Origin of the sequence: Rothia sp. HMSC065C03, assembly GCF_001837295.1 — a bacterium.
GTDB lineage: Bacteria > Actinomycetota > Actinomycetes > Actinomycetales > Micrococcaceae > Rothia.
The window spans coordinates 57,848-77,236 of record NZ_KV831988.1; the positions used below are offsets into that span (position 1 = coordinate 57,848).

At 59.0% G+C, this 19,389-nt stretch carries 11 protein-coding genes; 8 read left to right on the forward strand and 3 right to left on the reverse strand.

Translation table 11 applies throughout. The features are described from left to right. Nucleotides 1-21 precede the first annotated feature (21 nt). A complete protein-coding gene (gene purL, locus HMPREF2605_RS03690) occupies nucleotides 22-2,340 on the forward strand; it encodes a phosphoribosylformylglycinamidine synthase subunit PurL (RefSeq protein WP_070846981.1) in 2,319 nt (772 codons plus the stop codon). 134 nt (nucleotides 2,341-2,474) lie between these two features. Here the strand turns inward: purL and HMPREF2605_RS03695 are convergent, their stop codons facing one another. Next, nucleotides 2,475-3,137: a biliverdin-producing heme oxygenase gene (locus tag HMPREF2605_RS03695; protein WP_070846983.1), complete on the reverse strand. Its 663-nt coding sequence runs from the start codon at nucleotides 3,135-3,137 to the stop codon at nucleotides 2,475-2,477. Nucleotides 3,138-3,374: 237 nt separating this feature from the next. Between HMPREF2605_RS03695 and HMPREF2605_RS03700 the strand changes: the two genes are divergently transcribed. From HMPREF2605_RS03700 to HMPREF2605_RS03730, 7 genes are all read left to right on the forward strand, one after another. Further along, complete coding sequence (locus HMPREF2605_RS03700; RefSeq protein WP_070846985.1) at nucleotides 3,375-5,723, forward strand: HtaA domain-containing protein; 2,349 nt, start codon at nucleotides 3,375-3,377, stop codon at nucleotides 5,721-5,723. Between the two features lie 183 nt (nucleotides 5,724-5,906). After that, nucleotides 5,907-7,070 (forward strand): heme/hemin ABC transporter substrate-binding protein, encoded by a 1,164-nt coding sequence (locus HMPREF2605_RS03705; RefSeq protein WP_070846987.1) that lies wholly within the window; start codon nucleotides 5,907-5,909, stop codon nucleotides 7,068-7,070. Further along, nucleotides 7,070-8,149, forward strand: coding sequence for a FecCD family ABC transporter permease (locus HMPREF2605_RS03710; RefSeq protein WP_070846989.1), 1,080 nt, complete (start codon nucleotides 7,070-7,072; stop codon nucleotides 8,147-8,149). The genes HMPREF2605_RS03705 and HMPREF2605_RS03710 overlap by 1 nt, the downstream gene beginning before the upstream one ends. Further along, nucleotides 8,146-8,916, forward strand: coding sequence for a heme ABC transporter ATP-binding protein (locus HMPREF2605_RS03715; protein WP_005507201.1), 771 nt, complete (start codon nucleotides 8,146-8,148; stop codon nucleotides 8,914-8,916). The genes HMPREF2605_RS03710 and HMPREF2605_RS03715 overlap by 4 nt, the downstream gene beginning before the upstream one ends. Before the next feature lie 241 nt (nucleotides 8,917-9,157). Next, nucleotides 9,158-11,716 (forward strand): HAD-IC family P-type ATPase, encoded by a 2,559-nt coding sequence (locus HMPREF2605_RS03720; protein WP_070846991.1) that lies wholly within the window; start codon nucleotides 9,158-9,160, stop codon nucleotides 11,714-11,716. Nucleotides 11,717-12,327: 611 nt separating this feature from the next. Further along, on the forward strand, nucleotides 12,328-14,409 hold the full coding sequence (locus HMPREF2605_RS03725; protein ID WP_070846993.1) for a glucose PTS transporter subunit IIA: 2,082 nt from the start codon (nucleotides 12,328-12,330) through the stop codon (nucleotides 14,407-14,409). Between the two features lie 165 nt (nucleotides 14,410-14,574). Continuing rightward, the gene (locus tag HMPREF2605_RS03730; protein WP_239668343.1) at nucleotides 14,575-15,603 is read left to right on the forward strand and encodes a dihydrodipicolinate synthase; all 1,029 of its coding nucleotides are present in this window, start codon (nucleotides 14,575-14,577) and stop codon (nucleotides 15,601-15,603) included. Nucleotides 15,604-15,771: 168 nt separating this feature from the next. Here HMPREF2605_RS03730 and HMPREF2605_RS03735 read toward each other — a convergent pair whose 3' ends face one another. Both HMPREF2605_RS03735 and HMPREF2605_RS03740 read right to left on the reverse strand, forming a co-directional pair. Further along, nucleotides 15,772-17,475: an ABC transporter family substrate-binding protein gene (locus HMPREF2605_RS03735; RefSeq protein WP_070615568.1), complete on the reverse strand. Its 1,704-nt coding sequence runs from the start codon at nucleotides 17,473-17,475 to the stop codon at nucleotides 15,772-15,774. A gap of 257 nt (nucleotides 17,476-17,732) precedes the next feature. Further along, the coding region (locus HMPREF2605_RS03740) for an ABC transporter family substrate-binding protein (RefSeq protein WP_070846995.1) at nucleotides 17,733-19,389 on the reverse strand (1,657 nt) is incomplete at its 5' end.

A 19,389-nucleotide genomic window follows, 5' to 3' on the forward strand; every position in this document is an offset into this window, starting at 1 on the left:
CGACAAGGATTCTAAGAAGTTATGAGCGAAAAGCAGTTTAACCTCGACACCGTCGAGCACGCGGCGGCAACCCCGGACACCGAACTCCCCTGGGCTGAGCTGGGCCTGAAGGAGAACGAGTTCGAGGACATTAAGGAGATTCTTGGTCGCCGTCCTACCGCGGCTGAGCTGGCAATGTACTCGGTCATGTGGTCCGAGCACTGCTCCTACAAGTCTTCTAAGGTTCATCTGAAGCAGTTCGGTGCAAAGGTCACCGATGAGATGAAGAAGGACCTGATGGTCGGTATCGGTGAGAACGCCGGTGTGACCGATATTGGTGACGGCTGGGCTGTTACCTTCAAGATTGAGTCCCACAACCACCCCTCGTACGTGGAGCCCTACCAGGGTGCTGCGACCGGTGTGGGCGGTATTGTGCGTGACATTATTTCCATGGGTGCACGCCCGATTGCTGTGATGGATCCGCTGCGTTTCGGCGCGATTGATCACCCGGACACCGCCCGCGTTATTGGCGGCGTGGTTGCCGGTATTGGTGGTTACGGTAACTCCCTGGGCCTGCCGAACATCGGCGGCGAGGTTGAGTTCGATTCCTGCTACCAGGCAAACCCGCTGGTCAACGCACTGGCTGTGGGTATTATGCGTCACGAGGACATCCGCCTGGCGAACGCATCGGGCGTGGGCAACAAGGTTGTTCTGTTCGGTGCACGCACCGGTGGCGACGGTATCGGCGGTGCGTCGGTGCTGGCGTCCGAGTCTTTCGATGACACCAAGCCTTCGAAGCGTCCTGCCGTTCAGGTGGGCGACCCCTTCGCTGAGAAGGTTCTGATTGAGTGCTGCCTGGAGCTGTTCAAGGGCTCCGTGGTTGAGGGTATTCAGGACCTGGGTGCTGCGGGTATTTCCTGCGCAACCAGCGAGCTGGCTTCTAACGGTGAGGGCGGCATGCACGTCGACCTGACCAAGGTTCTGCTACGTGACCCCACCCTGACCCCGGGCGAAATCCTGATGTCTGAGTCTCAGGAACGCATGATGGCTGTTGTCTCCCCCGAGAACGTGGAGCGCTTCGAAGCGATCATGAACAAGTGGGGCGTGGAGTACTCCTTCCTCGGTGAGGTCACCAACTCTGGCCGCCTGGTCATCGAGTGGGATGGCGAGGTCATCGTGGATGTTGACCCCCGCACCGTTGCGCACGACGGCCCGACCTACGAGCGTCCTTACGCACGCCCCGAGTGGCAGGATGACGTCCAGGCTAACCACTTCACCGGTTCGGCTGCCGACAATTCCCGCCCGCGCGGTAAGGAGCTGGGCGAGGCAATCAAGGCGTTCATGGCGTCCCCGAACATGTGCTCCAAGTCCTGGATCACCAACCAGTACGACCGCTACGTTCAGGGCAACACCGCCCTGTCCATGCCGGACGACGGCGGCGTTGTGCGCGTGGACGAGAACACCAACCTCGGTGTTGCTCTGGCGACCGACGCCTCCCCGCGCTTCACCTACCTGGATCCGTACGAGGGTGCTCGCGCGTCCTTGGCTGAGGCGTACCGTAACGTTGCGACCGTTGGTGCACGCCCCGTGGCTGTGTCTGACTGCCTGAACTTCGGTTCTCCCGAGGACCCGGACGTCATGTGGCAGTTCGCTGAGGCTGTTCGCGGCCTGGCTGATGGCTGCATGGAGCTGGGTGTTCCGGTGACCGGCGGTAACGTGTCCCTGTACAACCAGACCGGTGGCAAGGCTATTAACCCGACCCCCGTGGTGGCGATGATGGGCGTTATGGATGACGTCACCCGCCGCACCCCGTCGGGTTGGGCTCCTGAGCATGACGGTCAGGCTATCTACCTGCTGGGTACCACTCGCGATGAGCTGGACGGCTCCGAGTGGGCTCGCTTCAAGGGTCACTTGGGCGGTCAGCCGCCGAAGGTTGATCTGGCTCTGGAGCGTCAGCTGGGTGACATACTGGTGAACATGTCTCGTGACGGCATGATTGATGCTGCACACGACGTGTCTGCTGGTGGTCTGGCTGCTGCTTTGTCGGAGGCTTGCCTGCGTTTCAACACCGGTGCCCGCATTGGTCTGGGTGAGGTTGCTGAGCGTGACGGTCTGGACCTGTTCACCCTGCTGTTCTCGGAGTCCCTGGGCCGCGTTGTGGTTTCGGTTCCGCGTTCTGAGGAGGTGCGCTTCAAGGATATGTGCACCGCTCGCCAGTTCCCCTTCGCACGTATTGGTGTGGTGGATGCTGAGTCGAATGCCCTGGACTTCCAGGATGAGGTGTCTATCAGCCTGGACGAGCTGCGTGCAGCTCACGAGGGCACCATGGCCGCCCACTTCGGTGAGGTTGCCAAGGGCTAACACCCAAGATGGTTAACGCTTGAGAGGGGCGGATGCTTGTGAAAGCATCCGCCCCTTTTGTTATGCCCGCAGGCTTGTGCATTGAGCGGTGAGAGGTTGTGCGTTGAGGCGTTGTGCGTTGAGGCGTTCGGTGTTTATGCCTCGGCGACCTTGCGGCCCAGCTGCGCGAACAGGGAGGCGTTGATGCGGAAGCCTTCGATGCATTCTTCGATGAGGGCTTCACGCTGTTCGTCGGTCAGGGGTGCGTTGTCGAGCAGTTCGCGGTAGCCGTCCTTGAAGACCTTGGGCTTGGGCAGTTCGGTGAAGCGGTACATGCTCAGCGCTTCGGCGGGGATGCCGTAGTGGCGGGTGACGAGCGCTGCGACTGCCTGGCCGCCGGAGAGGTCGCCGAGGTAGCGCAGGTAGTGGTGTGCGAGGTAGCGTTCGGGGGAGTTGATGGTGGCGCGGATGCGCTCTACGTATTCTGCGGTTGCGGGCAGGGGCGCGTCGATGTCGCCGTCCTGGCCGAGTGCGCGGATGTCTGCACGGATGTATTCTGCGCGGTCGAGGCCGGGGTGGGTGAAGGGTTCGGTTATGGGGCTGGGTTCTGCGCGGTAGTGTTCGGAGACTGCTTCGAGTGCTTCGTAGATGTGCACGTACTGGTTGATGAGGCGCAGGTATGCCTCGGTGTTGAGGGAGCCGCCCATGAGGTCTTCCATGAAGGTGGAGTGTTCGGCGTTGTCGTGGACGTGCTTGGTGCTTTCCTTCAGGCGTGCGGAGAAGCGTTCCTGGGTGGTTTCGGGGGCAGTAATAGTCATGGTGAGTTCCTAAAGTGGCTTGTGGGTGAACAATAAATGTTTTAGTGACACAATGTCACCAAAACCTGTTAATGACATATTGTCACCAAAAACCGGTTTTGGCAATAGCTCTCACAAAAAATTTGCTAAGGTAAACCTCATACACAAGTCACCCTAGGCATTAAGTTACACAAACATAGGCTAATAGGGCTAGACTTGATACGAACACCACAATCACAGAATCCAAGGAGACACCGAATGTCTACCCCCTCTCTCACCAAGCGCACTTGGGCGTTCTTGGCTTCGGCAACCATCGGCCTCAGCGGCATCGCTGGCGTACCCGCGGCTTTCGCGGCTGAAACCAACTCCCACGTCAGCGCCGGTGAGGTAGCCGCAGCCTCAGAGCAGAGCCTGCAGGACGTCACCGTCAACTGGGGCCTGAAGAAGTCCTTCCGTTCCTACATCAACGGTCCCTTCTCCCAGGGCTCCCAGGAACTGACCGGCGTCACCACCAACGAAGACGGCTCCTACCACTTCACCTCCGCCAAAGGCACCGTAGCCAACGGCGAATACTCGGTCACCTTCACCGGCTCCTCGATTCACTACACCGCTCACCACGGTCTGCTGGAAGTCATCATCTCCGACCTCTCCGTCACCATTAAGGACGGCGTGGGCACCGTGCGCGCCAACGTTCAGTCGCGCCCCTACAACGGCAACACCACCCCGAACGACCTGGTCGAAACCAAGAACATGACCCTCGGCACTTTCAATGCCTCCGGTCTGAAGGTTGAGGGTAACACCATCACCCTGCCCAGCGTTGACGAGGAAAACGGCACCCGCGTCAAGCTTTCCGAAGAGGCAACCGGCGCCTTCGCGGGCTTCTACAAGGCAGGTCAGGAGCTGGATGCACTCGGCTTCTCCGCAACCATCGTGACCAAGGAAGCACCCGCGCCGAGCCCTGAGCCCAGCGCTGAACCCAGCGCCGAGCCGACTGCTGCGCCGACTGCCGAGCCCTCCTTCGCACCGACCAGCGAGGCACCCAAGCCCGCCGAGCCCACTTCTGCCGCACCGAGCGCAGCCCCCACCTCCGCGGCGCCTTCCTCCCCCGCTGCAACCACCGAGCCCAAGCGTGAAGAAAAGGTCACTGGCAACGTCGTCGAGTCCGGCACCCTCAGCTGGGATATCCGCGAGTCCTTCCTGAAGTACCTGACCGGCTTCGCGCACGGCTCCGTGAACGTTGAGGGCATGGAGAAGACCGCAGCTGGCGGCTTCAAGTACACTCAGGCATCCGGCGTGTACAACCCCGAGACCAAGACCGGTCAGATCAACTTCGCGGGCACCGCAGAGTTCACCGGCCACAACGGTCAGCTCAAGAGCACCATCAAGAACATGCGCCTGGTCGTCGTCAACGGCAAGGGCACCCTGGTCGCTGACGTTGACGCGCTGACCCGCGACGGCAAGTCCGTTTCTAAGACCGGCTTGGCTATCGCCGAGGTGGACCTCTCCGGCGCGAGCGTGAAGGACGGCGTTTTCTCCGCACAGAACGCAGCAGTCGCGCTCACCGCTGAAGGTTCTGACGTGCTCTTCGCGGGCCAGTACCGCGGTGCCGACAACACCATGGCACCGCTGAGCTTCTCCGTAAAGCTCAGCGAGCAGACCGCGGAGAACACCGTTGAGGTTCCCCGTGTCTCTGAGAACAAGTCCTCCGATAACAAGGGTTCTGAGAACGGCTCTTCCGATAACAGCTCCTCGAACTCCTCCGGTAATTCCGGCGCTAACGGCTCCGGTTCTAATGGTTCGGCAGGCACCTCCGGCAGCGTTTCTAACGGCGGTTCTTCCTCGAACGGTTCTGTCAGCAACAACCCGGCACAGCCTGTCTGCGTGCCCGTCACCCGCACCCGCGAGGTGCAGGAGCAGGGCGCATCCGACGGCACCATTAAGAGCGCAAACCTTGGCTGGGGCGTGCGTGATTCCTTCCGCAACTACGTGCGCGGCGGCATCGCGAACGGTAGCTGGGAGCTGAACGGCACCTCCTACTCTTCGGATGCGTTCAACTGGTCTAACGGCACCGGCACCTTCAAGGGTGGTAAGGGTTCTATCTCCTTCAGCGGTTCGGTTCGTTTCACCGGTCACCACGGCATTCTGGACACTACCATTGCGAACCCGCGCCTTGAGATTAATGGCAATTCCGGTACTCTCTACGCGACCATGAACAGCAATGACCCCTCCGGCAAGGCAACTAACTACGGTGAGGTGGCACTGCTGAAGGTGGATCTTTCGGGTCTGCAGAGCTCCTCTGACGCTGTGAGCGTCAACGGTGCGGCAACCACCCTGACCGCTGAGGGCGCGAAGGCGTTCGCTGGCTTCTACGACGCCGGTAAGGACATGGCTCCGCTGAGCTTCTCCGCGGCAATTAACGGCGCGAAGACCACCACCAAGACCGTGACCGAGACCGTCTACGAGGGTGAGGGTTGCGACCCGGTCACCGGCAAGCCTCTGGCTTCCACCGGTGCCTCCGGTGTTGAGGGCACCCTGGTTGCAGGCTTCATCGCTGTTGCAGCCGGTGCGGGTACCGTCGTGTACACTCGCCGCCGCAAGAAGGCATAACGGCACCTCACGAGGATGCCCACACTGTCGGCTCGCCCGTGAAACTCAACCATGAGGTTCACCGGTAAGCCGACACGGCCCGTGCGGGGGTGCAGATTTTCACTGCACCCCCGCTTCAGGTGCCAGGTTTTACCCTGGCGCCTACCCCAGTTTTCCTAACTCCCTTTTTTCTGTGAGACGACGATGTTTTCTTCCCTTCCTTCTTCTGCCCTGAACCGCCGCGATGCAATGAAGTATGCGGCGTTCTCCATCACTTCCGCGTTTCTGCTGAGCTCTTGCGGTGTGGGTACTCAGAACCCGGCCTCTTCTTCAAGCACTTCGCAGGCTGTGGTGGATGAGCAGAGCACCCGCACCGTTTTGGAGAACCTTGCCGATCAGTTGCGTTCTTCTATTGCCCCTGATCAGAAGGCTCTGCGCGGCCCCAATAGCGCCGCGGATACCCCCGAAATTCAGCCGATGGTCGATACCCCCACTCCGGCTTTCCCGGTGACCTTCAAGGATTTCAACGGCACCGAGGTGACCGTTAAGTCCGCTGACCGTGTGCTGGCACTGGACCTGTACGGCACTCTGGCTCAGCAGATGATTGCGCTGGGTCTGGGCGGTCGCCTGGTCGGTCGTGTCACCTCCTCGACGGAGCAGTCGCTGGCTCATCTGCCGCTGGTGACCCAGAACGGTCATGACCTGAACGCTGAGGCGATTCTGGCGACCTCCCCGGACCTGGTGCTGTGGGATAAGAGCAACGGCCCGATTGAGATTGTGGATCAGCTGCGCGCAGCGGGCGTGACCGTGGTGGTCTTCGATCATGAGCGTCGTATGGATAAGATCATTCCGCAGCTCAAGGCTGTTGCGCAGGCACTTGGTGTTCCGGAGGCGGGCGAGCAGGTTGCTGCCCGCGTGCAGAAGGACCTGGATTACGCTCTGCAGGTGCTCAAGGACGTCGCCCCGAAGGGTGCACAGCAGGTGTCGTTCGCGTTCCTGTACGTGCGCGGTACTGCTGGCGTGTTCTTCGTGCTCGGCAAGGGTTCGGGCGCTGACGATTTGATTCAGGCTATTGGCGGCAAGGATGTGGCGTCTGAGCAGAATGCGACGAATATTATTCCGGCGACCAGTGAAGCGCTGGTGAAGCTGAACCCGGATGTCATTCTGACCATGAGCGGCGGCATTAAGTCCACCGGCGGTTTGGATGGTTTCTTGGCTCGCCCGGGTGTGGGTGAGACGACTGCCGGTAAGAATAAGCGCATTATCGATATGGGTGACGGCCAGATTCTGTCCTATGGCCCGAATACTCCGGCGGTGCTTTTGTCGCTGGCTAAGGCTGCGTACTCGACTCCTGCGGGGGGCCAGTAGTGGCTGCCGTAAAGAGTGCGGCGGGCGCGAAGGATTATCGTGCTTCGCGTCGGCGTCGTGCCGGTCTGACGTTTACGTTTTTGGCGGTGGCACTATGCGTTGTGATGGTGCTGTCTGCGGGTTTGGGTCAGTACAATATCCCGACTGATCAGGTGGTTGCTTCTGTGGGCCGCCGCCTGGGTCTTGCACCGGAGAACCCGGCGATGCAGCTGGCGGATAGCACTCTGTGGAATATCCGTTTCCCGCGTGTGCTGTTGGGCGTGCTGGTGGGTGCCGCTTTGGGTACTTCCGGCGCGGTGATGCAGTCGGTGTTTGGTAACCCGTTGGCTGAGCCGGGCGTGATTGGTGTTTCCTCGGGTGCGGCGGTTGGCGCGTGTTTGTCGATTGTGTTGAACCTGCAGTTCTTCGGTATTTTCACGACTCCTGCATTCGCGTTTGTGGGTGCGTTGGCGGCTACTGCGCTGGTGTATTTCCTGTCGCGTTCTTCGGGTCGTGCGAAGGTCCTGTCGATGATTTTGACGGGTATTGCGGTGACCGCGGTGGCGAATGCGATTATTGCGTTCCTCATGTTTATTGCTGATACGACGAGCCGCGATCAGATTGTGTTCTGGCAGATGGGTTCGCTGAACGGCTCCACATGGAAGGCTGTGGCGAGCGTGTGGCCGGTTATTCTGATTGGCTTGGTGGCGTGTTTTGTGATGGCTTCTTCGCTGGATGTTCTGGCGTTGGGTGAGCGTGCGGCGCAGCATTCGGGTGTGAACGTGGAGCGTCTGCGTGCGGTGTCCATTGCGGCGACGGCTTTGTTGACGGGTGCTGCGGTGGCGTATGCGGGCATTATTGCGTTTATTGGTCTGATTATTCCTCACCTGTTGCGCATGATTTTGGGTCCGTCGAATCGTGTGTTGTTGCCGGCTTCGGCATTGGGTGGCGCGCTGTTGATTGCGCTGTCTGATTTGGGTGCGCGTACGCTGGTGCCTTTTGCTGATTTGCCGATTGGTATTTTTACGGCTTTGGTGGGCGGCCCGACGTTCTTCGTGTTATTGCGTCGTTCCCTGGGCCAGGGCGGAGGTGCTTCGTGAGTGAGTTGTTGAGCCTGTCCGGTGTGTGTTTTAACGCTGGTGGGCGTCAGATTTTGAATGATGTGTCTCTGTCTGTTGCTGCGGGCGAGGTTGTGTCGCTGATTGGTCCCAATGGTGCCGGTAAGTCGACTCTGTTGGGTGTGATTGCTGGTGATATTGCGCCCAGTGGCGGTGAGATTCTGTTGGATGGCACCCCTTTGGGGTCGATTCATGCCCGTCAGATGGCGCGTCAGCGTGCGATGCTGCTGCAGAAGTTGAATGTGGCGTTTTCGTACACGGTGCATGAGGTGGTTCAGATGGGCCGTACCCCGTGGAAGGGTACGGAGCGCGCTGAAGAGGATGACGCCGTGGTTGCTTCGATGATGGAGCGTACGTCGGTGACTCATTTGTCGGATCGCGATATTACGACTCTGTCCGGTGGTGAGAGTGGTCGCGCACATTTGGCGCGTGTGTTTGCTCAGCAGACTCCGCTGATTCTTTTGGATGAGCCGACTGCGGCGCTGGACATTACGCATCAGGAGCAGACGTTGCGGGTGAGCCGCGAGTTGGCTGCTGAGGGTGCTGCAGTGTTGACGGTGCTTCATGACTTGGATGTGGCGGCTGCGTATTCTGACCGTATGGTGTTGTTGCGTGGTGGTGAGGTGGTTGCTTCGGGCGCCCCTGAGCAGGTGTGTTCGGCGGAGTTATTGTCTGAGGTGTATCAGCATCCGATTGAGGTGTTGAGGCATCCGGTGACGAATCGTTTGTTGATTCTGCCAGAACGCTGAGTCTGCTAGCGCGCTGATTTTACGGGGCGTTAGCGAAGCATCCCGCAAACACTTTCCATCTCAAAATATGCCAGTATTCGCATATATTAAATCTCCGTTCTGGAATGGCTGTAAATATCAGTTCATTACAGGGCGGAGATTATCTTTATCCCCTCCTGCACGGATACACTGAAAGGTAGTGTCCGCAATACTGAACTCTATTCAGTTCAGCATTCCATCCATTCGAGAAAGAGACCCCCGCATGGATCCTCAGCAGAAAACGGCAGCACCTGCCGTTGCCGGCTACATTCCCGAATATTCTGAAACACCGCATAGCGGATCTTTCGATATTGCCCAGCACGGTTTGAGCAGCGATGATGTTGCCCGCCTGACTGCTGAAGGTAGGGTCAATACCCAGAACAATAAGTCTTCTCGCACGCTGTGGAGCATTATGCGTGCGCACCTGTTCACGGTCTTCAACTTTGTGTTGGGTGCCTGTGGTGCCGTAGTGATCATGTACCAGCGTTGGGCTGATCTGCTCTTCCTGGGGGCTGTTATCGCTAACGTGGTGATTGGTTTTGTGCAGGAGTACAAGGCGAAGCTTGAGCTGGACCGCATCTCCCTGCTGGACCGCTCCCCCGCTACTGCCGTGCGTGACGGTAAGAGCGTTGAGGTTCCGATGGAGCAGCTGGTTGAGGGTGACGTTGTCATCCTCAAGCGCGGCGATCAGGTTCCGGCGGATGCTGTTGTGCTCACCTCCGATTCTTTGGAGCTGGACGAGTCCCTGCTGACCGGTGAGAACGACCCGATTGCTAAGCGCCCCGGCGATATGGTGCTGTCGGCGTCGAGTGTGCTGGGTGGTACCGGTCGCGTCCTGCTGTCGCATGTGGGTGCGAATTCTCGTGCAAGCAAGATTTCTGATGAGGCGCGTCAGTTCTCGCGTATTCAGTCTGAGCTGCGTGATGCGCTGAACCGTGTGGTCCGCTGGATTACGGTGGGCCTTGCGGTCATTATTCCTGTGGTGTCGTGGGGCCAGATTCAGGCGGCTGGTGGCCTGGAGACCGTGCAGCAGAACCACCTGTGGGAGCAGGTTTCTATTGCTGTGGTGTCTTCGGTTGCGTCGATGATTCCGCAGGGTCTGGCGCTGATGACTACTCTGGCGTTTGCGGCGGCGGCTGTGGCGCTGGGTCGTAAGCACAACATCCTGGTGCAGGAGCAGCCTGCGGTTGAGGTTCTGGCTCGTGTGGATGTGGTCTGCTTCGATAAGACCGGCACCCTGACTGAGGGTGGCGTGATTTTTGATTCGGTGCGCCCGCTGGACACCGTTGCTGAGGCTGAGGGCCCGGATGCTGACTCGGCGGAGCACACTTCTTGGCGTGCTTCTCTGCCTGCCGGCTGGAATGAGGCGCTGGCGTGGTTCGGTCACGATGAGAACGCGAACCCGACCGCTGCGGCTCTGACCGGCGGTTTCCCGGATGCTTCCTCGGCGTCGGTGAGCGGTATTGTGCCGTTCTCGTCGGCTCTGCGTTTTAGCGCGATTGAGTTTAAGGATTCGGGTGCGTGGCTTCTGGGTGCTCCGGAGGCGCTTCTCGCCAAGGGTACCGCTGAGCGTGAGCGCGCAGCTGAGTTGGCGGCGCTGGGCCTGCGCACGATGGTTTTGGCGCATGCTTCTGCGGTGGTCCGCAATGAGAAGGATGAGCCGATCCAGAAGATTCCGTCGGATGCTGCCCCGGTTCTGTTCGTGATTTTCCGTGAGAATGTGCGTGCGGATGCGCCTGAGATTGTGGAGTATTTCCACCGTCAGGGCGTGACGCTGAAGGTCTTCTCGGGTGATAACCCGTTCACTGTGGCAGCGGCCGCGAAGACTGCGGGCATGGATACTTCCGCGGGTGCGGTTGATGCGTCGACTCTGCCCGAGGATGGTCCGGAGCTTGCTGAGGCTGCGGCTACTCACAATATTTTCGGTCGTGTGTCACCCGAGCAGAAGAAGAACATGGTGATTGCTCTGAAGGAGCGCGGCCATGTGGTTGCGATGACCGGTGACGGCATTAACGATGCTCTGGCGCTTAAGCATGCAAGCTTGGGTATCGCGATGGGTAACGCTGCTCCCGCGACGAAGGCTGTTTCTCGTCTGGTTCTGCTGGACGGTAAGTTCTCGTCTCTGCCGGCTGCGCTGGAGCAGGGCCGTCAGGTCATTACGAACATTGAGATGGTGGCGAACCTGTTCTTGACGAAGACCGGTTTCGCGATTCTGCTGGGTGTTCTGTTCAGCCTCTTTGGTTTGACCTTCCCGTTCTTGCCGCGTCAGTACTCGACCGCTGACTTCTTGATTGTGGGTGCGTCGTCCTTCGCGTTGACTCTGCTACCGAATTCGCGCCGTTACGTGCCGGGCTTCTTGCGTCGCGTGCTGAATTACACGGTTCCGAACTCGATTATTGTGGTTGCGATGCTGTTGGCGGTGACGTTCACGGCTCGCGGCATGGGTGTTGAGGATATCCGCCAGATTCAGACGGCTTCGTTCATCACTCTGGTGATGATGGGCCTGTGGAACCTGGCTGCGGTGGCTCGTCCGTTCAACCGTGCTCGTGTTCTGCTGTTTGGCGCGTTGCTTGCGGTGTTCTTCGCGGCGCTGTTCGTGCCGATTCTGGTTGAGTACCACCAGTTCGTTACGGTGCTTCCGCACCTGCTGTGGACCGCAATCGGTGCCGGTGCCCTGGGTGCGGCTCTGATTGAGGTGAATGCGCATCGTAACCGCCGTTGGCAGAAGCGTAATTACCCTGAGCTGGAGGTTGCTCCGCTGAATTTCTTCCCGGCTAAGTAGTTAGTCGTAAGGTAGCTGCTTCGGTAGCGTGTGGGCCCCGTATCCTGTGGATGCGGGGCCCTTCCACGTCTTCATGAGCGCCGTCTTCGAAAGCACCCGGTCCGGGGCGTATCTGGGCGTACCGGAGGGCTCTGGAACCCTGCCCGAGCCCTACCCGAACTCTGCTGGAGTCCAGCCGGGAGGCGCCCCGCAATCAGTGTCGAGAGCGTGTCTCAGCTATTCTCAGCTATCACTTGGGTGAAACATTTAACAGCTTCTGATAGCTTTTGCCTCTCACCTTGCTCTTAACCTGGGAAAACCCTTAGAGTTACAGGGAACTATTTGAGAAGGGAAACCTTCTTCAGGGTTGTTACTGGTTTGGCAGGCAAGACCTGAGTTACTCAACACCGTATGGGACGGCAGCATATATCTGCCGAGAATCCCCTCTATTTGCTGTACCGAAGCTCCATAGTGGGCACGAGTGTAGTGCTTCCGGTGGTCGAGAGACTCGGGTCTTTTGTGTTTTCTGGGGTGTTACCCGCTTCTGGGTTTCCCCTTTCTGGGGTCCCCGGCGAGCGCAGCCTCCTGTAGCAACACGTAGTAGACATTGACCGCATATCTAAGGAAGTATCGTGAATAACCGCGAACTTGGCGAGAAGATTCTTGACGGCCTGGGTGGCCCCGAGAACATCGCGCACATTACTCACTGTGCAACCCGCCTTCGTGTCACTCCTGTGTCCAACGATGCAGTGCAGAACAAGAAGATTGAGGGCCTGCCCGGTGTTCTCTCTGTGATTGAGCAGTCCGGCCAGACTCAGGTGGTGCTGGGTGACCGCGTTGAGGCTGTGTACAACGAGATCAACGCTCTGCCTTCTATGTCCGGCCACGCTGAGGGTGACACCAAGGTTGAGGCTGAGGGCAAGAAGTCCGGCTGGCTTACCAACGTCTTCGACGTTCTGTCAGACTCTTTCCGTCCGCTGCTGTGGGCACTTCTGGGTACCTCGATGATTCTGACCCTGATTGTGTTCATGCAGCAGCTGGGCTTCTTCGGCCAGTACACTGACTTGACCGGTCAGAGCGTGAACATCGACATCATTAACGGTGCTCGCGTGGCTGACCCTGAGGCTGCTAAGGCTCTGAACAACCAGTGGATGCAGCAGTTTGCTTTCTGGTACATCCTGAAGGCTGCTTCGCTGTCTGTTCTGAACTTCATGCCCATCATGCTGGGCGCTACCGCTGCTAAGCGTCTGGGCGCGAACATGTGGGTTGGTGCGGCTATCCCCGCTGCGCTGATGACCGGTACCTTCACCGATCTGACTGCTCTGGCTGACCCCGCGACCAAGATTCTGAACGTTCCGTTCTTCGGTCTGGATCTGCCGCTGTACGCGTTCAGCTACACCGGTCAGGTCTTCCCCCCGCTGCTGGCTGTTGCTCTGCTGGCTCCGCTTGAGCGCTTCCTGAAGAAGGTTATTCCTTCGATGCTGCAGATGGTGTTCGTGCCGATGATTTCGGTCATCATTCTGGTTCCGGTGACTGCGTTCCTGGTTGGCCCCATCGGTATCGGTGTGGCTATGGGTATCTCTGACTTCCTGAAGATGGTTAACGACCAGGCTCCGGCTCTGGTTGGTGCTCTGATTGCTGGCCTGTACCTGTTCATGGTTCCGCTGGGTCTGCACTGGCCGCTGAATGCTGTCATGATTAACAACCTGCAGACCATGGGTACTGACTTCATTCAGTCCCCGATGGGTGCGTACAACTTCGCTGTGTTCGGTCTGGTGACCGGTGTGGCTATCAAGGCTAAGCACGACCGTGAGCTGCGTCAGACTGCTGTTGGTGCGTCGATGTCCGGTCTGCTCGGTGGTATTTCTGAGCCGTCCCTGTACGGTGTTGTGCTCCGTTACAAGCGCGTGATTCCGATTATTTTGGTTCCCGCTGTTATTGGTGGCGCTACCATTTCCTTCCTGGGTGTTAAGTCCTACGCGTTCGCGTTCACTTCGCTGCTGTCGATTCCGGCTATGCAGCCCTCCCACCTGTACGTGATTGGTCTGGCTATTGCGTTCTTCGGCGCTATGACCGGTGTTCTGATTTTCGGTTACGAGTCGAAGGCTGACGCTGTAAGGCACGCTGCTGAGCGTAAGGCTGAGGAAGCTGAGGCTGCCCCCAAGGCTAAGGCTGAGGCCGTTGCTGCTAAGGCGGCTCCGGCTGCTGCCGCTGCTGCGACCACCGCTGTTGCTGCTGAGTCCGCTGAGGCTGGCTCTGTGATTGAGCTGCACGCTCCGATTGAGGGTACTGCTGTTGCTCTGTCTGATGTTCCCGACCCGATCTTCGCTGCAGGCAAGCTGGGCGAGGGTGTGGCGATTGAGCCGACCGGTACCACTGTTGTTGCTCCCGCAGCCGGTAAGGTTGCTGCAACCTACCCCTCGGGCCACGCTGTGGGTCTGAAGCTGGAGAACGGCGTTGAGCTGCTGATTCACGTTGGTCTGGATACCGTGAACCTGGACGGTAAGGGCTTCAGCGTGAAGGTTGCTAAGGGCGATGTTGTTGCTGCTGGCGACGCTCTGATTGAGTTCGATCCTGAGGTTATCAAGGAGGCGGGTTACCCGCTGATTACCCCGGTTATCGTGACCAACACCCGCAAGTTCGCTGAGGTTAAGGGTCTGCCGGGCGTTGCTCACCAGAACCTGAGCACTGTCCTGAAGGTGACCACTAAGTAGTTCCCTTTATAGGCTCTAAGGGGCCCCACCGTTGTGGTGGGGCCCCCTTTCCTTATGCCCTGATATTCGGGTAGGGCTTAGCCTGGGGTTACCCACTAGCCGGGGGTATTTCTGCTAGTGTGATAATAAGCTCAACAAGGAAGTTCTCACGTGATAGGGAGTACGATGATGTCTTCTGATACTAGGACATGGGATACCGGAGTGTGGGAAGAGCAGCAAAAAGAGCTACGCGCTCTTTCTCCTGTTCGGCGGCTGATGCGCCGGCTCAATCTTGAGGCGCTCGTCTATGAGTCTGCGCCGTTCCCGGTTCTGCTGCGTAAGCTCTCCGCGCTGATTCCAGCCTGCCTTCTGTGGTGGGTTATCTACGAACCGCACCGGCTTGCTTCCTCCACCAGCCTCCCCGAGGGTACTCACGCTATTACGCTGCTCCCCGGAGCCTGGGGTAACCCCGCTACGGGGGCTTACGGCGGCCTTCCTGAGCTGCCGGGGGCCCTCGTGCGCTGGGTGCTGTGCATCGCGGCAATGGTGGCCGTTGTTCATCTCTGCGGGGTCAAGGCTAAGGGTCAGAGCTTCACGATTCCTCGGGATGCCCGTTCACGGTTGATTGCGCTGATGCAGGCTCTGGGCATTTTCGGTGCTTTTGCACTGGTCGTCTGGATTGAGTACATGATGACTCCGCTGACCCTCATGTTTGAAACCGTGTACGCTGGCCCGACCGCCGTCTATAGCGGCGACGGCATGATTCCCCTGCACCTGTTCCTGTCCTCGTCGTTGAGCGCTATTTTCTTGGGATATTTCTGCGTGAATATTCTTGCCTCGCTGAATATCCCCGGGTACCTGGGCATCCCCGCAATTATTTACGTGGGGGCGCTCCCTTGGGCTCAGGCGGAGCGGCACCAGTTCACGTTGGCGCTGGCGTGGGTCATTGCGGTGACGCTGGTGAGTTGGCTCGTGCGCGGCATGTGGGGCACTCTGCTCGCCTGCGTGGGCTATTCTCTCTGGATTGTGCTGGTGGCAACCAGCGGTGATCCGTTTGATCTGTCCGCTAATATGAGCCGTGTGCTCGTGATTTTGGGTTTCCCGCTGGCTTTCATCGTTGCTGGAGGCGGCATTTACCGTATCTTCTATCTGCGGCAGAACCCGAAGATGTTGAGGTACCTGCAGGAGCGTGCCCTGTACCTGGGCGAGTGGTAGCAGCCAGTTAGAGTGGCGCTCCCCTAGTTTTTGTAATTACATATCCCGCTAATGTATCCAGCTAAAGGACGCAGAACAAGCGGGACAGAAAAATCCCGGGCACTCTCTCGTGAGAGTACCCGGGATTTCGAGTCCTACAGGACGGCTAGAGCGTTACCGCAAGCGGTACTACTCCTGCCAGCCAACGTTGACCCAGTAGTCAGCGCTGGTGTAGCTCTGCTTGAACAGGGACGGACCGTAGTTCGCGACCTTAGCCTTGACAGCGGCGTACATCGGGCCGTTTGCGTAGGGCAGGTACACTGCGACCTTCTCGTAGTAGAGCTTCTCCGCCTCGTTAGCGATCTTGATGCGCTCGTCTTCCTTCTCGGTGTTCTGCAGCTTCTCGATGAGCTTATCAACTTCGGGGTCACCGACTCCGAACACCTCGGTGGTGAAGAAGTAGGGTGCCGAGGAAGCCAGGTCGGGCAGAACGCCCCAACCGGTGAAGATTGCTTCGTAGCTCTTCTGGCCGAGCACGGAGTTGGAGTTCGACTGCGGCTGGTTGTCAGCGCTCAGGCGGATACCTGCGGACTTCAGCTGCTGCTCCAGAATCTGGTAGACCGCCTGGTAGACCGCCTCGGAACCGAAAGAGGTCAGAGCGAAGCCAGCAACCTTGCCGTTCTTAGCGTAGTAGTCGCCGGACTTGGAGTAGCCTGCGGCCTCCAGAATCTTGCCTGCAGCCTGTGCACCGGTGTCACCAGCGTAGTTGTTCTGGTAGCCCTTCTGGAACGGCATTGCGATGATGGAGCCGGGCAGCGGCTCGGTCCAGCCGAGCTGCGAGAAGTATGCCTTAGCAATCTGCTCGCGGTCCACAGAAGCGAGGATTGCGCGGCGCAGTGCCAGGTCCTCGATGCGCTTGGGGTTCAGCTGAATGATGTTGACGTTGGTGTTCTGGCTCTGGCGAATCTCGGTGCCTGCCTGGCCCTTCACAGCGTTGTAGCTGGTTGCGCCCACGAAGGTAAAGGCGTCCAGTTCGCCGTTCTTGAAGCTTGCACGGATTGCTTCGGAGTCCATCTGACGCCAGATGATGCGGTCCAGGATCGGCTTCTCGCCCCACCACTTGTCGTTCTTGACCAGGGTGAGCACCTTCTGGGAGGAGTTCCACTCGCCAACCTTGAAGGGGCCAGCCCAGTACTGGTCGAGGGGCTTGTCAACGAAGCCTTCGTTGAAGAGGTTGACGTCTTCCAGTGCGGGGTGGATTGCGAAGGCACACAGACCCTCGGAGGGGTAGTACGGAGCCTTCATGGTGACCTTGACGTGGAAGTTATCACCGTCCACAGCCTCGATGCTCTCAACCTGCTGCCACATGGTGTTGTCGGTGATGTGGTAGGGGTTGTCGGTGGTTGCGCGGTAGACCTTCCACATGGCGCGAACAGCGTTCACGTCCATGGGGGTGCCGTCGTTGAAAGCAGCCTTGGGGTTGATCTTGAAGGTCGCGGTCTGCACGCCATTGACGGTCTCGGTCTTGTGCTCGGTGCAGAACTCGGGGTTGAGGGTGCCTTCGCCTTCGGGGCTCATGGTGTAGAAGCCCATCACGGCGGGAATGTTGCAGGGTGCCAGTGCGTCCAGGTTGCTGGAGGTGTAGCCGCTCTGGGTCTGCAGGTTGAAGTTCGGGCCCAGGGCGGTAGCCGCGAGAGTCAGGGTACCGCCCTGCTTGAGGGAGGAACGGTCCTGCTTGTTGACCTGAAGGTTCTTCAGAATATCTTCAGCGTTGTTAGCGGCGCTACCGCCAACCTTTTCCTTCGAGCTGCCGCAGGCAGCCAGTAGACCAACGGTGCCGAGGGCAACGGTGCCGGTCAGGAGGGTACGGCGAGAGACAGACATGCTCTTCATGGAATTTCTCCTAGAGTATTCGCAGTGTTGTGGAGGCGGCGCGCGAACGGTGCGCAACTAACACTCCAACCCGGCGGGAGGACAGTCTCTGCCGGGGTCGCGGGCAGAATGCCCGCATTTGTTTTAAGTATATCCGTGCAAATCTCTGAGGAACGGGAAAGCGGCGTGCTCCAGAAGGTTTTAATCCTTCTGTAACACGCCGCTGTAGCGCTTTTACCCCTTATGGAGTGTGTGAGCGGTGCTCAACGCTTAGATTTTTACTTCTCCCAACCGACGTTGATCCATACGTTCGGGTTGTAGTAGGGCAGACCGAAGAGCATGGGGCCGTAGTTTGCCAGGCCCTTACGGCACGCCTTGAAGTTCGGGCCGTTGTGGGTGGGCACGTAGATGGCGACCTCGTCCAGGTGGCGCTTCTCCAGCTCGTTCATGATCTTGAGCTGTTCCTTCGGGTCCTCGGTGGACATCATGGTTGCTGCCAGCGAGTCCAGATCCTTACCGTGACCGTTGTTGGTCTCGGAGATGTAGAAGTAGTTCGCTGCATCCACCGGGGAGGTGGTGATGCCGTAACCGCCAGTCTTAATCGCGAAGTTCTTCGAGGAGATGATGCTCGACATTTCGGAGGCACCGTGGTTCTCGATGGTCAGTTCAACGCCGATTTCCTTCATCTGCTGGACGAGGAACTGTGCGGTGGAGCTGACAACCGGGTCGCTACCGAAGGTGATGACCGGGTAGGAGACCTTAGCGCCGTCCTTGGCGTAGTAGTCGCCGTTCTTGGTGTAGCCTGCGTCCTCAAGGATCTTGGTAGCGACGTCCTTGCCGAGCTTGGTCGGGTAGTTGTCCTGGTAGCCTTCCTGCATGGGCAGCATGCACATGGAGCCGGGCAGGGTTTCCTTCCAGCCGAGCTTCTCGTAGCGCAGCTTCTGCAGCTGCTCACGGTTCAGGGCTGCAACGAATGCGCGGCGGACGGGCAGGGGCACCTTTTCGGGGTTGATTTCGTAGTTGCCCACGCTGAGAGCGCTACCCTTGCGAATGTCGGTGTTTGCCACGCCGGAGAGCTCGTTGTAGGAGCTGAGGGTGCTGGCGTCCACATAGTCGATTTCGCCGTTCTTGTAAGCTGCCTGCTCTGCCTGGGAGCTCATTTCACGCCAGGTGATGCGCTCAAGAGCGGGCTTGGTGCCCCACCACTTCTCGTTGCGGACGACGGTGAGCACCTTGGAGGAGGAGTTCCACTCGCCGACCTTGAAGGGGCCTGCCCAGTACTGGTCGAGGGGCTTGTCGTTCAGGCCGTCGTTGAAGAACTTGGGCTCGACGAATACCGGGTGCAGGAACGAGGTGAAGCTGCCTTCGATGGGGTACCAGGGCTTGGACATGGTGACCTTCACGTGGCGGGTATCGCCGTCCACAGCCTCGACGCTTGCGACCTGCTCCCAGATGGGCGAGGGGGTGATCTGGTAGTCCGAACCGGATGCCGCGGCGGTGTAGATGGTCTGGTAGCTCTTGACGGCGTTCACGTCGATGGGGGTACCGTCGTTGAAGGCTGCCTTGGGGTTGATCTTGAAGGTCACGGTCTGCACGCCGTCAACGGTCTGCGCCTTGTATTCGGTGACGTAGTCCTTGTTCATGTGCGACTCGCCGCGGAAGTCAGCGTAGAAGCCGCCGGTGAAGGCAGAGTTGATAGCCGCCTGAATATTCAGGTTACCGGCGGTGTAGCCGTTGGTGTTGAGGATGTTGAAGTTCGGGCCGATGCCGTCAGCGCTCAGTCGCAGCTCGCCGCCGTCCTTGAGGGCGGAGCGGTCCTTCTCGTTGTAGGAGACTGCCTTGGAGAGGTCGTCGCCGGCGGAGAGAGCGCTGGTTTCGTTCTTGGAGGAGTTGCCGCCGCAGGCTGCGAGCAGGCCGACGGTACCCAGGGCAACG

Bases quoted from the DNA above. Each gene is read 5' to 3' on its own strand.
- HMPREF2605_RS03730 (WP_239668343.1), top strand. From the start codon at position 14,575: ATGATGTCTTCTGATACTAGGACATGGGATACCGGAGTGTGGGAAGAG.
- HMPREF2605_RS03720 (WP_070846991.1), top strand. From the start codon at position 9,158: ATGGATCCTCAGCAGAAAACGGCAGCACCTGCCGTTGCCGGCTACATT.
- HMPREF2605_RS03695 (WP_070846983.1), bottom strand. From the start codon at position 3,137: ATGACTATTACTGCCCCCGAAACCACCCAGGAACGCTTCTCCGCACGC.
- HMPREF2605_RS03700 (WP_070846985.1), top strand. From the start codon at position 3,375: ATGTCTACCCCCTCTCTCACCAAGCGCACTTGGGCGTTCTTGGCTTCG.
- HMPREF2605_RS03735 (WP_070615568.1), bottom strand. From the start codon at position 17,475: ATGAAGAGCATGTCTGTCTCTCGCCGTACCCTCCTGACCGGCACCGTT.
- HMPREF2605_RS03705 (WP_070846987.1), top strand. From the start codon at position 5,907: ATGTTTTCTTCCCTTCCTTCTTCTGCCCTGAACCGCCGCGATGCAATG.
- purL (WP_070846981.1), top strand. From the start codon at position 22: ATGAGCGAAAAGCAGTTTAACCTCGACACCGTCGAGCACGCGGCGGCA.